The following is a 13,618-nucleotide window of genomic DNA, read 5'->3' as shown; positions in this document are numbered from 1 at the left end:
CAAAGTGGGTCCCAGCGCGGAAGGTGAACTGACTATCCTGCACGAACTCAGCCTGGAACTGAACAAGGGCGACAGCCTGGCCATCGTCGGCGCGTCCGGTTCCGGCAAATCCACCCTCCTCGGCCTGCTCGCCGGACTCGATTTGCCTAGCAGCGGCGAAGTCATTCTCGCCGGCCAGGCGTTAAGCAATCTCGATGAAGACCAGCGCGCGCGCATTCGCGCCGAGCATGTGGGTTTCGTTTTTCAATCGTTCCAGTTGCTCGACAGTCTCAACGCGCTGGAAAACGTCATGCTGCCGCTGGAACTCGATGGCCGCAAAGACGCCCGCGAGCGCGCCACCGAGTTGCTTAAGCGGGTTGGCCTCGGCCAGCGTCTGACGCATTCACCGCGCCAGCTCTCCGGTGGCGAGCAACAACGCGTGGCGATTGCCCGGGCGTTTGCCGCCGAGCCTGACGTGCTGTTCGCCGACGAACCAACCGGCAACCTCGACAGCCACACCGGCGAACGCATCAGCGACCTGCTGTTCGAATTGAACAAGGAACGCGGCACCACTCTGGTGCTGGTGACCCATGACGAACGCCTGGCGCATCGCTGCCGGCGCCTGATCCGTCTTGAAGCCGGGCTGTTGGTCGCCCCTCTGGAGCCTTGATGGCACGCCTGCCGCTGTTGCGTCTGTTCAGTCTCGCCATTCGCCAACTCATGCGCGATGCCCGCGCCGGAGAATTGCGGGTGTTGTTCTTCGCTCTGGTGGTAGCGGTGGCGGCGAGTACCGCCATCGGTTACTTCGGAGCCCGCCTCAACGGCGCGATGATGTTGCGCGCCACTGAGTTTCTTGGCGCCGATCTGGTTCTGGAAGGCAGCTCGCCGGCCCGAGAGGAACAGATCAGGAGCGGTACCGAGTTGCGCCTGAACCACGCGCAAGTGGTGGAATTTTCCAGCGTCATCGCCACCGACAACGCCATTCAGTTGTCGAGTATCAAAGCGGTCGATCGCGCCTACCCATTGCGTGGCGAACTGAAGAGCGCTCCGGCGCCATTCGCCACTGAGGAGCCCGGCGGCGAACCACAACCCGGTGAAGCCTGGGTCGAGGCACGTCTGCTGACCGCGCTGGATCTGAAGATCGGCGACAGCATCGATGTCGGCATGAAGACGTTGAAGCTGACACGGGTGCTGACCTATGAACCGGATCGCGCCGGTAACTTCTATAGCCTCACACCCCGAGTGATGATCAACCTCGACGACCTCGTCGCGACCGGCGTGGTGCAGCCCGGCAGCCGGGTGAGCTATCGCGAACTGTGGCGCGGCGAACCGCAAGCGCTGGAAACCTATCGGCAGTTGATCAAACCCGGACTCGCGGCAAATCAGCGAATTCAAGACGCCCGCGACGGCAACCGGCAGATTGGCGGTGCGCTGGGCAAAGCCGAGCGTTATCTGAACATGGCCAGTCTGGTCGCGGTGTTGTTGGCCGGGGTCGCGGTCGCGCTTTCGGCAAACCGCTTCGCCAGCCGCCGCTTCGATGCCAGCGCTTTGCTGCGCTGCCTCGGTTTGTCACGCCGGGAAACCATGGTGCTGTTCAGTTTGCAGCTGACTGTCCTCGGATTGCTCGCCAGCCTCAGCGGTGCCTTGCTGGGCTGGCTCGCGCAACTGGGTTTGTTTGCATTGCTGAACGACCTGCTGCCGAGTGATGTGCCACCGGGCGGTCTGTTTCCAGCGATCGCCGGGATCGGCACCGGGCTGGTAGCGCTGGCAGGGTTCGCCCTGCCGCCACTTGCCGCGCTGGGTCGAGTGCCGCCGCTGCGAGTATTGCGCCGCGACATGTTGCCAATCCCGTCGAGCACCTGGATGGTTTACGGTGCCGCATTGGGCGCGCTCGGCCTGATCATGTGGCGCCTGAGCCTGGACTTGCTACTGACGTTTGCCCTGCTGGGCGGCGGTGTCGTGGCGGCAGTCATTCTTGGTGGATTGCTGCTGTTGCTGCTGAACAGCTTGCGCCGCCTGTTGGCCCGGGCTTCCTTGCCGTGGCGTCTTGGCCTCGGCCAATTGTTGCGCCATCCGTTGGCGGCTGCCGGCCAAGCGTTGGCGTTCGGTCTGATCTTGCTGTCCATGGCATTGATCGCGCTGTTGCGTGGCGAACTGCTCGACACCTGGCAGAACCAATTGCCGAAAAACGCACCGAACTACTTCGCTCTGAACATCCTGCCCGCGGACAAACAGGCCTTTACGGATCACCTGATCAAAGTCTCGGCTCAAGCGGCGCCGTTGTACCCGGTAGTGCCGGGCCGGTTGATCAGCATCAACGGCGACCCCGTACAGCAAATCGTCAGCAAGGATTCGGCGGGTGACCGCGCAGTTCAACGGGATCTGAGCCTGACTTGGGCTGCTGACTTGCCCGCTGGCAATAAACTGACTGCCGGCTCATGGTGGAGCTCGCAACCGTCGGACGAAGTACCGGGCGTGTCGGTGGAAGGCAAAGTCGCCGAGAGCCTCAAACTCAAACTCGGCGATCACATGGTGTTCAACGTCGGTGGAGTCAACCGTGAAGCAAAAGTCACCAGCCTGCGCGAGATCAACTGGGACAACTTCCAGCCGAACTTCTTCATGATCTTCCAGCCCGGCACTCTGAAGGATCTGCCGGCTACCTACCTCACCAGCTTCTATCTGGCCCCCGGACACGACCAGCAGATAGTCGAACTGTCGCGCACCTTCCCGGCTGTGACCATCCTTCAAGTCGAAGCCCTTCTTGAACAGCTGCGTAGCATCCTCGCCCAGGTCACCCTGGCCGTGGAATATGTGTTGCTGTTTGTTTTGGCGGCGGGGATGGCCGTGTTGTTTTCCGGATTGCAGGCGACGCTGGATGAGCGCATTCGCCAAGGCGCGCTCTTGCGTGCGCTGGGGGCGGAGCGGCAATTGCTGATCAAGGCACGGCGCATCGAGTTCGGCTTGCTTGGCGCGGTCAGCGGTTTGCTCGCGGCCATTGGTTCGGAAGTGGTGAGTCTGGTGCTGTATCGCTACGCATTCGATCTGCCGTGGCACCCGCATCCGTGGCTGCTGGTGCTGCCGCTGATTGGCGCAGCGCTGATTGGCGGCGCCGGCGTGTTCGGCACGCGCAGGGCGCTCAATGCAAGTCCGCTGACAGTATTGCGCGAGGGTTGATAGACTCCAGCCGTCTCTCTCACAAGAAGTTGCCATGAGCCGTTATCGCCCTCCCCGCACCGCCGGCACCGCGCTGATCACCCCAGAAGGTGAAGCGCGGATGCGCGCCGAATTCCATGAGCTGTGGCATGTGCGCCGTCCGCAGGTGACGCAATCGGTCAGCGAGGCGGCGGCTCAGGGTGATCGCTCGGAGAACGCCGAGTACACCTACGGCAAAAAGATGCTGCGCGAAATCGACAGTCGCGTGCGCTTTCTCACCAAACGCCTGGAAGCGCTCAAGGTTGTCAGCGAAAAACCCAGCGATCCGAACAAGGTTTACTTCGGCGCGTGGGTGACCATCGAAAACGAGGAAGGCAAGCAGTCGCGCTACCGCATCGTCGGCCCGGATGAACTGGATCTGAAGCTGGGCCTGATCAGCATCGATTCACCTCTGGCGCGCGCCTTGATCGGCAAGGCGCTGGATGCCGAAGTGCGCGTGCAGACGCCGACCGGCGAGCAATTCGTGTACATCGTGGCGATCGATTATCCGTAATCGGGATCAGCGACGAGTAATCAATCCCTGCCGCGCGACGCGGATCAGTTGCTTGATCATTTGCGGGGCGTCTTCCTGGCTGGGCGCCTGAATCACGGCCAGATCGAAACTGTCACTGGCAAAACGCGCCAGCGACTCACCGTCTTCAACAAACTGGATCAAAAACGCGGCAGGACCGCCGCTGCGCCGTGGCCAGCCATCGAGATAACGCAACAGCGTCGGCTGATGTTTACCGCCAAGGAGGATTTTTGGATTGCGCTGGGTGATATGTGCCGTGATCGGCGCGGGACGTGCTGGAGGGCGTAGTGCATTCATCGTGTCGTGTCTCAGCCTCAAAAAGTCTGCATGGCAGGTGAGAGGCAACACCGAACCAGCGCTTTAGCGGTATTTCGAAGCCCTGTTCCGGCTTCTGACGGCAACTGTTGAAGTCACCTGGCGCCCCGCAAGTAGCTGTTTAAATCGGCGCATGAGCAACATCCTAGAGAACGTGACCGATCAGTGTCAAGAATCGGCAGCAACAAAAAAGGCCCGCACAATGCGGGCCTTTTGCTTGAGCCAGAGCGGTCAACCGGCGATGGCGCGGTCCACCGAGAGCTTGCCGGCACCTTCGATCAATACCGCGAGGCTGCCACCGAGCAGTGCCAGGGCGAACTCGTAACCGTTGTTGGCCATGAACAGACCGTTGCTGATGTGCACGGTGAAGATCGCCACCAGCGACAGGAAGGTCAGACCCAATGCCGCCGGGCGAACCAGCAGGCCGATGATCAAGGCCAGACCGGCGAAGAACTCGGTACCACCGGCCAGTGTGGCCATCAGATAGCCCGGGGTCAAACCGATGCTTTCCATGTACTGCGCGGTGCCGGCCAGACCGTAGCCACCGAACATGCCGAAGAGTTTCTGCGCACCGTGAGCGGCGAAGATCACGCCGACCGCAATGCGCAGAATGGTCAGGCCGTAACCGGCGCGGGTAAACAGTACCTTGTTGATCAGAGTGCTCATTGTGTATTCCTTGTTTGGCGAGAAGTGTGTGTTGGTTGGCCGCTATATTAATCAGTTAATTTTATGTTAAAAGCGCAAATAATGCGCCATAACAATCAATTTATTTGATCATTTGCGTGAGACAACTTTCTGTCCCCGGGGCTCCAACGACTCTCGCTCCCGGTCGAACGCCAAGTAATACTTGTTCACGCTATTAACATAGCTGACGGCGCCCATTCCCACCTGCTCCATGGCAATGCGCTCGACCTGAAAAAACCACTGATTGGGATTCAGCCCCCGCCGCCGCGCTTCGGCACGCATGCCTTGCACCCGCTCCGGGCCGATGTTGTAGGCCGCCAGCGTGAAGGCCATGCGTTCGCGCTCATTGAGCTTGGGACTGCTGAAAAACTTGCGACGGATCATTGCCAGGTACTTGGCCCCGGCCTGCACGTTCGCATCAAGATTCTGGATGTTATTCACGCCGACCCGTTGCGCCGCGGATGGGGTGATTTGCATCAGCCCGGTCGGGCCGCTACCACTGCGGGCATTGGGTTGCAGGGCGGATTCCTTGAAAGCCAGTGCGGCCAGGTTCAGCCAGTCCATGTTTTGCGCTTCGGCATGTTTCTGCAGGGTTGGCCGCAGCTTTTCCAGACGCTGGCGATCGGCCTTGGCCAATGGATAGTGAACTTGATAGAGACGGCGATAGATGCGCAGAAACGCTGCGTCTTCGTTCGAAGGCTTTTTGTAACCCGTCAGGAAGCGATCAATGCTCGCCCGCAGCATCGACGCATCACGGCGCACAAACCAGTACTCCTCGCCGGGCTCGCTGATCATCAACTGCCGATCAAAGCGCAGCTTGGGCAGGATCTTGCCCCAGCGTTCGGCAATCGGTTGCTCGACGATGGTCAGGTGGAAGATCCCGCCCTGGACCATTTCCAGTACATCTTCGACGGCGAGCGTCGGATCGACCCATTCGATGTTGATCGGTGCCAGTTTGTGCAGCGCCAGTTTCTGGTTGATCTGACTGACCGCGTCCCCTGCTGCACTGCCGGTTGGCAACGCGAGGGTTTTCCCGGAAAGTTGCTCAACCTTTGTGTAGCGCCGCTCGCCCTTGATCCCGACCAGCACTAACGGAACATTGCTGGCAATCGGCTCACTGCTGACCACCGCATAACCCGGTTGCAGTTGCAGTAATTCGCCAGGCGCAACCAGATCCCCCTCGCCGCGCTGCAAGGCGCCGAGCAGTTGATCCTTGGCTTTGGGAATGATCTTGAGGGTGACTTCCTGACCGTCACGGGCGTGGCCATTGAGGTATTGCTCGAAGGCGCGCAGGCGATGGTATTCGACGCCGATGGCCTGACCCTGGACTTCGCCGGAGCTGTTACGGCTCTGGTTGACCAGTACGCGCAACACCCGGCTGCTGCGAATCTCCGAAAGGTCGCGCACTTTCGCCGCCGGCACGGCTTGCAACGGCCCGGGCAAGCGCGCAACCGCCGTCATCGGCAGCAGCAACGATCCACACAACAGCAACAAAACCGAGGGACGAATCATCCACTCTCCGGAAAGAATGCGGGGTGAATTCACCATTGAACGGTCGAAATCACCGACGAAAACAGAGCGCCTGAGCGCTGATAAAGTGCGAGAGACTGGCACAGTGATGGCCATTACGCCAACACGAGCGGTCTCGCGGCCTCAACAGACAGTCATAAGCCGTTGTAGTTCTTGGCTTTTCTTATGAATCTACAGCTCTGGTATGCTTCCCGGCCTTCGGCCCGAGGTAGCAACCATGCAACTCATCGATATCGGCGTCAACCTGACCAACCCAAGTTTCGCCGACAAACACCAGGCCGTGCTCGACCGCGCCTACGCCGCCGGGGTCTGCCAACTGGTGCTGACTGGCACCAGCGTCGAAGGCAGCGAACAGGCTCTGGAGTTGTGCCAGCAACTGGATGAGAGCGGCCAACGACTGTTCGCCACTGCCGGAATTCACCCGCATTCGGCCAGTGACTGGAACGCTGACAGCGCCAGACGTCTGCGCAGTTTGCTGAGCGAATCGAATGTGGTCGCGGTGGGTGAATGCGGACTGGATTTCAACCGTGATTTCTCGCCGCGCCTGCAGCAGGAAAAAGTCCTCGAAGAACATCTGGCGCTGGCCGTTGAGTTGCAATTGCCTGTGTTTCTGCATGAGCGCGATGCCAGTCAGCGCCTGCTGGAGATTTTAAAGGACTTCCGCGATCAACTGCCCGCCGCCGTGGTGCATTGCTTTACGGGCGAGCAAAAGGCGTTGTTCAGCTACCTCGATCTGGATCTGCACATCGGTATTACCGGCTGGATCTGCGACGAGCGCCGGGGCACGCATTTGCATCCGCTGGTCAAGGAGATCAAGCGCGGACGACTGATGCTGGAAAGCGATGCGCCGTATCTGCTGCCACGCACGCTGAGGCCGAAGCCGAAGAACGGGCGCAATGAGCCGGCGTACCTGACTGAAGTGCTGCGCGAAGTGGCGTTGCATCGGGGCGAGACCGAGGAAGATCTGGCGGTGCATACCACCGTGTGCGCCCGCGCGTTCTATGGCCTCCCCGATCTTCCAGTGTAGGACTACGTTGCCTGTTGACCCATATCAAGTTCTTCCTCGTTGCATAGCGGCACAATGCTGGCACCTTGCCAATGCTTTTTCCGCTATCAGAGAAAACCTCCATGGGTGCCTGGCTTAGCAATATCTCGCTGAAATACAAATTCTGGGCGGTCAATGCGGTCGCCTTCGTCACCACCCTGCTGCTGGTGTTGTACGCCGTGCAACTCGAACAGCAGGCTCGCAGCCACGCCGCACAAGCCTCGGCGCAAGCCCAGGCGCAATTGCTCAAGGTTTGGCCGGCCGGGGCGGTGCTGCCCAAGACTGATCAGGTGCTGACGTTTAAACGCGGCGAAGCCCCACGTCTCAATGACCAACCTCTGCTGGAGATCACCGACAGTAACGGCTGGAACGAGATCAATCACCTGCCACTGTTCGGCGATAACCCGCTGATGGGCGCCGAAGTGTTCAGCCGTGCCGACGGCCAACAAGTAGCGGTCATCGCTTATGGACCAAGCCTGACGCAAGTGTTCGGCGAGCGTTTTGCCAATTATGCGGTGGCGGTATTTATCCTGATGTTGGCGATGCTCGGCGCCTCGCAACTGCTGATCCGCTTCCTGCTCAGCCAACTCAACACGCTCAAGGACGTAATGCTGCACGTCGAGAAAAGCGGCGACTTGTCGGCCCGTGTGCCACTGGCCGGCAAGGACGAAGTCGGGCAGATGGCCAATGCGTTCAACGCCATGCAAGCGGGTTATCAGCGAGTGGTGACTACCGTCGCCAACACCGCACGGCAACTGGATATCGGTGCGGCGCGCCTGGCGAAGAGCATGAACGAAGTGCGTCACGGCATGCTCGGCCAGCAAAGCGAAACTGATCAGGCCGCCACCGCGATCAACGAGATGACCGCCACCGTTTACCACATCGCCCAACACGCTGGCGCCACCCGCGATTTATCACAGACCGCCGACGGCCTGGCCGGCAGCGGTCAGCAGGTAGTTGCGCGGGTGCAGCATTCGATTGCCGGGCTGTCCAGCGGCGTGCAGCAAACCGCCGAGATGATTCAACGGCTGGCCGAAGACAGTCAGAAGATCAACGGTGTGGTCAGCGTGATTCACAGCATCGCCGAGCAGACCAACCTGCTGGCACTCAACGCCGCCATCGAAGCGGCGCGGGCCGGCGAAATGGGCCGGGGTTTTGCGGTGGTCGCCGATGAAGTGCGCAATCTTGCCAAGCGAGTGCAGACGTCGACCGATGAGATAACCACCATGGTCTCGGCGTTGCAGGCCGGCACCCGCGATGCGGTGGATTTCATGCAGGAGAGTTCGTACAAGGCCGACGACTGCGTGCAGCAGGCGCAGGAGGCTGGTGAGGCGCTGGCGGAAATCACCGGAGCGGTGGCGCAGATGCGCGAGAGCAACACACAGATTGCCGTGGCGGCGGAGCAACAGAGTCAGGTGGCCGAGGAAATGAATCGCGCAGTGGTGAGTATTCGCGATGTGACCGAGAACACCGTGCAGCAGACGGTGGATTCGGCGACGACCAGTAATGAGCTGGCGACGTTGGCTGGGGAATTGAGCAAGGCCATAGGGCAGTTGAAACTCTGAAGATCAAAAGATCGCAGCCTTCGGCAGCTCATACATTGGAATGCGAACCTGGAGCTGCCGAAGGCCGCGATCTTTTTGGACAATCACACCTATCACACCTATCACACCTATAGCCAACCTTGATTCGCCGCCCTCCCCGACCCGGCCTATTCTTCACACCATGTGTTCAACATGGATCGAGGAGTAGTCAACATGGGCAAACGTCACCCCAACCTTCCCGCGTGGCAATGGCGCGCGTACCCGAACAACCACCAGCATCCGACCAATCTGGTATTGCACCTGATTGCCGTGCCGCTGTTTATCGTCGCGTTTCTGCTGATCGTGTCCGGGGTGTTCAGCCTGAGCCTGGCCAGTGTGGCCATCGGTGTGATCGGTATCGTCGCGGCGCTGGGGTTGCAGCGCCACGGTCACCGCCTGGAGGTGCAAGCCTCCGAGCCGTTCAGTGATCGCAAAGATGCGGTGTCACGCCTGCTGGTCGAGCAGTTTCTGACCTTTCCGCGTTTCTTCCTCAGCGGCGGTTGGTGGCGCGCCTGGGTTGAGCGCCACCGTCGACACTGACTCAGGCAAAGATCGTGACGGTCTGGCGACTCATGGCGATCAGCTCTCCTTCAGCGCTCCAAAGCTTGGCGGCAGCATGGCCGTAGCCGTCGACGGCGTACTCGGTTTCAACCCGATATTTGCACCAGTCCAGCGTGCTCACATCGCGCAACGGCTGAACGAATTCGATAGTCCAGGTCAGCGTACTGCCCGCTGCCACTTTCTTCAGGTGCGGCAACAGTGACGGCGGCCAGGCATCCACCAGTGCCAGAATGTGCGACTCAGTGACCGGCTCTTCTTTCACGTCCCCACGCAAACGCACCCAACCACCCATATCACGCGACGTGTTGCCCGTAAATGGCAGTCCGCCCATACTCCAGCGCATTGCCAAATGGCGCATGAACTCCGGGGTCACACCTTTGATATACGGCAGTTCCTGACAATCGTCCCAAGGCTTCATCTCGGGAGCAGGAAACGCTGGCATAGCCACTTCCGATGGGCGCGAGGCGCCAAAACTGCCTTGCACCAGTGTAACCACCTGACCATTCTGCATCGCCCGGCCCATCACTTGGCTGACGGCTTTGCCTTCACGCAACACGTCGACCTCAAAACTCACCGGCACTTCTGGCTCGACCGGGCCGACAAAGGTGATCGCCAGCGAACGCACCGGGCGATCCGCCGGCACCCTGGCGCGCATGGCTTCGTATTGCAGCGCGGCGACCAGGCCACCGAAACTGGCGCGGCCCTGCGCCCATTCGGCGGGAATGTTCAGCTCCGGTTGGCGGCGGACGGCATCGAGCAAATCGCAAAAGCGCATGGCAACCTCAAAAAGCGAAAAGTGAATGCGAGGATCTTAACCAGCCCTGCGAAGCGCCGCAGCGTCTATTCCGGTCAAATGGGCTGACAGATAGGCCTTACGCCAATTTCAAACCAAATGAAAACCACTGTGGGAGCGAGCCTGCTCGCGAATGCGGTGGGTCAGACAACAATGATGTCGACTGACATGACCTCTTCGCGAGCAGGCTCGCTCCCACAGGGATTCAGGGCGATTCGAGATTATTTGAAGCAACTGGAGCTGAGCTTTTCCAAGACCCGATCCGCTTTGGTTTCAGCCTTGACCATGGTCGCCTGCCACGTCGCGACACACGGCTGCAGATCTGTTTCCAGCTCAGCCCGAGCCAGCCACTGCCAGCAATCGTGCCAGTCGCCCAACGCACCTTGTGCCGACTTCAAGCGCTCCAGCGCCGGCTTCGGTAAGCGATCCAGTTCGGGATAGGCCTCGATGCCGTAACGCACACGCTTGATCAGCAGACGCAGGCGATGCCGGTCGTGGGCTGGATCGTGCAGTGCCTCATCGAGTTTCTGCCATTGCTTGCCGAGGCGTTTTTCGATGCGCTTATCCAGCCCTTTGAGCAAACCCTGACGCTGGGACGCACGCAGGAAACGCGGGAAAGCGTCGAGGATCATCAGCAGCGAAACCACCTCGTGACTCGCCGCCAGCGCTGGATAGGCTTCGGCCATTTGCGCCATGCGTTTTTGCGCAGCTTCGGGTTGAGCATGCTGGAGCAGATACGCCGCCAGCACTTCGCGATCGCGCCACGGCGTAGTCAGTTGGCCGACCGCCGACGCCGCGCCTTCCAGTTGCTCGACACCCGGCAAACCGCGCAACGGCCGCAACAGACTGCGCAGCCGCCGCACCGTGGTGCGCAGATCATGCAGCGCCTCGGGATCTGTGCGCGCTGTCATTCGCGCCTGACAGGCCAGCAGCCGCACTTCCAGGCTCAGGACATGAGCCACCAACCGGTCAACCAACGCAGACATCACTTGCTCCTGATTCAAATGGCTTCAGAGATGAGTCTGCAACTTCGCAGCCTCAGCCCGCTTGCGCTATGTCAGCAGCTTAGCGACCGGCGCGAGATTCGCGAATGTAGAAACGCGCCTTCTCGGCCTTGCTCGCGCAACCTTCGAAACCTTCGAATTGCTGCTGGGTCTTGGCTGCCGTCAGCAACGACAAGGCTTTGGAATAACTGACAGTGCCGGCAAAGCCTTCGGCCTTGGCCAGGTCCAGCTCATGCCACGCAGTGTCGAGCTGGCTGCCGCAACTGTCACGGTAGGCGGTTTTACCGGCGCAACCGGCCAATGCCAGGGCCATCAACGGCACACAGATCCAGGCTTTCATCACTTACACCTCAAAATAGGTCAACAGTCGTGCAGGTAAGACGGTCGGGCGGCGAAAAAGTGCCTTGCCCCTGCCTGAATCTGCGGTGGCAAGAGGATAGCGCCGAGCGGCCATGGAGTATCGAAAAAACGACGTCACCGGCGCACAGGGCGACCTTGGCGATTGAGCCGTCCGCTCGATGGGTGCATTGTGCAACCTTGTCGGGAGGAAGTTTGATGAAAAAGCGTGTCGCACTGGTGCTGGGTTCCGGAGGTGCCCGGGGCTACGCCCATATCGGCGTCATTGAAGAACTGGAACGCCGCGGTTACGACATCGCCTGTATTGCCGGTTGTTCGATGGGCGCGGTAGTCGGCGGAATCTATGCCGCCGGCAAGCTCGATGAATACCGCAACTGGATCGAAAGCCTGGATTATCTCGACGTGCTGCGCCTGGTGGACGTGAGTTTCCGTCTCGGCGCCATTCGTGGCGAAAAGGTCTTCGGGCAGATCCGCAAAATCGTAGGCGATATCAACATTGAGGATCTGCGCATCCCCTACACAGCGGTCGCCGCCGACCTCACCAACCAACAGGAAATCTGGTTTCAGGAAGGCTGCCTGCATCAAGCCATGCGCGCCTCGGCGGCGATTCCCAGCCTCTTCACTCCAGTGATGCAAGGCAACCGGATGCTGGTCGACGGCGGCATTCTCAACCCGCTGCCGATTGTGCCAGTGGTGTCGAGCCACTGTGATCTGATCATTGCGGTCAATCTCAACTCGACCAACCAGCGGCATTACAAATTGCCAGTGATCCAGCGCCCGCCAGCCTTTCGTTCACGCTTCGACAGCCTGATCAGTTCGCTCGGTTCGAAGATGCCGTTCCGTCGCACCCAGGCCGAACAATTACTGCGCCTGGAACAGGAAGCCCTGAGGGCCGAAGCGGCGGCCATCAATCCGTGGCTCGAAGGCGCCGAGCCTGAAGCCCAGCAACCCGCCGCCGCCCCCGAACGCGAAGGCGAAGGCGCACCGAAATCCGCCACCGGCTCGTTCATCATCGATAACGTCGGCCCGGCCTCTTTGCTGGACTTGATCAACCAGAGTTTCGAGGTGATGCAGACCTCGCTGGCGCAGTACAAGATTGCCGGGTATCCACCGGACATCCTGATCAACGTGCCGAAGCGGGTGTGCCGGTTTTTCGAGTTTTACAAAGCGCCGGAATTGATCGCGCTGGGGCGGGAGATTGCTCGGGATACGCTGGATCGGTATGAGAGTGAGCAGAGCAGGGAGCCCTGAAGATCACGGCTGACTGATATGGCCTCATCGCTGGCAAGCCAGCGATAGCGTCAGTCTGGTCGACACAAGACTAAAGGCTGTTCTCGCTAATCAGCCGATACCCAACCCCCGCTTCCGTCACGATAAACCGCGGCCGGGTCGGATCATCCGCCAGTTTCTGACGCAAGTGCCCCACCACAATCCGCAAGTAGTGGCTGTCCTCGGTATGCGTCGGCCCCCAGATATCCTTGAGCAATTGCTGCTGGGTGATCACCCGCCCCGGATGCCGCGCCAGTTGCGCCAGCACGGCGTATTCCTTGCGGGTCAGCGCCACTTCGACGCCATCGAGCAGTACCCGCCGATAAGCCAGATCGACCGTCAGCGGGCCGAAATTCAGCGCCGCCTGTTGCGCCTCTCCCGCCGGCGCCTGACGCAACAACGCGCGCACCCGCGCAAGAAACTCCTGAATGCCGAACGGCTTGGTCACGTAATCATTGGCACCGCCATCCAGCGCTTGGACTTTCTGCCCTTCGCTGGCGCGCACCGACAGCACCAGCACCGGCGCCGTGGCCCACTCGCGAAACTCGCGCAGCACTTGCTGGCCGTCCATGTCCGGCAGACCCAGGTCGAGCACCAGTAGATCCGGTTTGTTCAGCGCCGCCTGGGCCAGGCCTTCGGCCCCCGTGCCAGCCTCCAGCACCTTGTAGCCTTGTGAAGCGAGGCTGATGCGCAGGAATTTGCGGATCTGCGGTTCGTCGTCGATGACCAAAATGGTCGCGGTCTGGCTCATGAATTCACATCAACAGAAAAGAT

General features: G+C 60.3%; 14 protein-coding genes and 1 pseudogene. 7 read left to right on the top strand and 8 right to left on the bottom strand.

What is annotated here, in order from left to right:
- The 3 genes from ACIOVB_RS16950 to greB all read left to right on the top strand — a co-directional run.
- On the top strand, positions 1-649 hold a 649-nt coding region (locus tag ACIOVB_RS16950; protein WP_401269589.1), incomplete at its 5' end, for an ABC transporter ATP-binding protein.
- A complete protein-coding gene (locus tag ACIOVB_RS16945; RefSeq protein WP_187677686.1) occupies positions 649-3,153 on the top strand; it encodes an ABC transporter permease in 2,505 nt (834 codons plus the stop codon). The genes ACIOVB_RS16950 and ACIOVB_RS16945, both read left to right, overlap by 1 nt.
- A 34-nt stretch (positions 3,154-3,187) precedes the next feature.
- Positions 3,188-3,685 carry a transcription elongation factor GreB gene (gene greB, locus ACIOVB_RS16940; RefSeq protein ID WP_305439016.1) on the top strand — a complete coding sequence of 166 codons (498 nt, stop codon included), beginning with the start codon at positions 3,188-3,190 and terminating at the stop codon, positions 3,683-3,685.
- Positions 3,686-3,691: 6 nt separating this feature from the next.
- On the opposite strand, the gene ACIOVB_RS16935 is transcribed toward greB, so the two are convergent.
- The 3 genes from ACIOVB_RS16935 to ACIOVB_RS16925 all read right to left on the bottom strand — a co-directional run bounded on the left by ACIOVB_RS16935 (position 3,692) and on the right by ACIOVB_RS16925 (position 6,214).
- Entirely contained in the window at positions 3,692-4,000 is a 309-nt protein-coding gene (locus ACIOVB_RS16935; protein ID WP_305439018.1) for a class I SAM-dependent methyltransferase, read from the bottom strand.
- A gap of 249 nt (positions 4,001-4,249) precedes the next feature.
- Positions 4,250-4,684, bottom strand: a complete 435-nt coding sequence (locus ACIOVB_RS16930; RefSeq protein WP_187677689.1) for a DoxX family protein — start codon at positions 4,682-4,684, stop codon at positions 4,250-4,252.
- A 108-nt stretch (positions 4,685-4,792) separates the two neighbouring features.
- Entirely contained in the window at positions 4,793-6,214 is a 1,422-nt protein-coding gene (locus tag ACIOVB_RS16925) for a transglycosylase SLT domain-containing protein (protein WP_187677690.1), read from the bottom strand.
- Between the two features lie 235 nt (positions 6,215-6,449).
- Between ACIOVB_RS16925 and ACIOVB_RS16920 the strand changes: the two genes are divergently transcribed.
- The 3 genes from ACIOVB_RS16920 (at position 6,450) to ACIOVB_RS16910 (ending at position 9,400) form a co-directional block, all read left to right on the top strand.
- Entirely contained in the window at positions 6,450-7,259 is an 810-nt protein-coding gene (locus ACIOVB_RS16920; protein ID WP_401269584.1) for a TatD family hydrolase, read from the top strand.
- Between the two features lie 101 nt (positions 7,260-7,360).
- A complete protein-coding gene (locus ACIOVB_RS16915; RefSeq protein WP_401269581.1) occupies positions 7,361-8,842 on the top strand; it encodes a methyl-accepting chemotaxis protein in 1,482 nt (493 codons plus the stop codon).
- Between the two features lie 192 nt (positions 8,843-9,034).
- Positions 9,035-9,400: a terminase gene (locus tag ACIOVB_RS16910; protein ID WP_401269579.1), complete on the top strand. Its 366-nt coding sequence runs from the start codon at positions 9,035-9,037 to the stop codon at positions 9,398-9,400.
- A 1-nt stretch (position 9,401) separates the two neighbouring features.
- Here ACIOVB_RS16910 and ACIOVB_RS16905 read toward each other — a convergent pair whose 3' ends face one another.
- The 4 genes and pseudogenes from ACIOVB_RS16905 to ACIOVB_RS16890 all read right to left on the bottom strand — a co-directional run bounded on the left by ACIOVB_RS16905 (position 9,402) and on the right by ACIOVB_RS16890 (position 11,558).
- A complete protein-coding gene (locus ACIOVB_RS16905) occupies positions 9,402-10,196 on the bottom strand; it encodes an acyl-CoA thioesterase (protein ID WP_401269576.1) in 795 nt (264 codons plus the stop codon).
- 127 nt (positions 10,197-10,323) lie between these two features.
- Positions 10,324-10,419, bottom strand: a pseudogene (locus tag ACIOVB_RS16900) (metal ABC transporter ATP-binding protein); the annotation flags it as partial.
- A 16-nt stretch (positions 10,420-10,435) separates the two neighbouring features.
- Positions 10,436-11,200, bottom strand: a complete 765-nt coding sequence (locus tag ACIOVB_RS16895; protein ID WP_187677694.1) for a CHAD domain-containing protein — start codon at positions 11,198-11,200, stop codon at positions 10,436-10,438.
- Positions 11,201-11,279: 79 nt separating this feature from the next.
- Positions 11,280-11,558, bottom strand: a complete 279-nt coding sequence (locus ACIOVB_RS16890; protein ID WP_401269573.1) for a hypothetical protein — start codon at positions 11,556-11,558, stop codon at positions 11,280-11,282.
- A gap of 215 nt (positions 11,559-11,773) precedes the next feature.
- On the opposite strand from ACIOVB_RS16890, the gene ACIOVB_RS16885 reads away from it, so the two are divergent.
- Positions 11,774-12,826, top strand: a complete 1,053-nt coding sequence (locus ACIOVB_RS16885) for a patatin-like phospholipase family protein (protein ID WP_187677696.1) — start codon at positions 11,774-11,776, stop codon at positions 12,824-12,826.
- Positions 12,827-12,896: 70 nt separating this feature from the next.
- On the opposite strand, the gene ACIOVB_RS16880 is transcribed toward ACIOVB_RS16885, so the two are convergent.
- Positions 12,897-13,595, bottom strand: coding sequence for a response regulator (locus ACIOVB_RS16880; protein ID WP_187677697.1), 699 nt, complete (start codon positions 13,593-13,595; stop codon positions 12,897-12,899).
- Positions 13,596-13,618: the final 23 nt, after the last annotated feature.

It is taken from the genome of Pseudomonas sp. NPDC087639, from assembly GCF_044743385.1.
Lineage (GTDB): Bacteria > Pseudomonadota > Gammaproteobacteria > Pseudomonadales > Pseudomonadaceae > Aquipseudomonas.
Note: the sequence above shows the minus strand (reverse complement) of the source record. Positions and strands in the feature narration are given on the sequence as shown.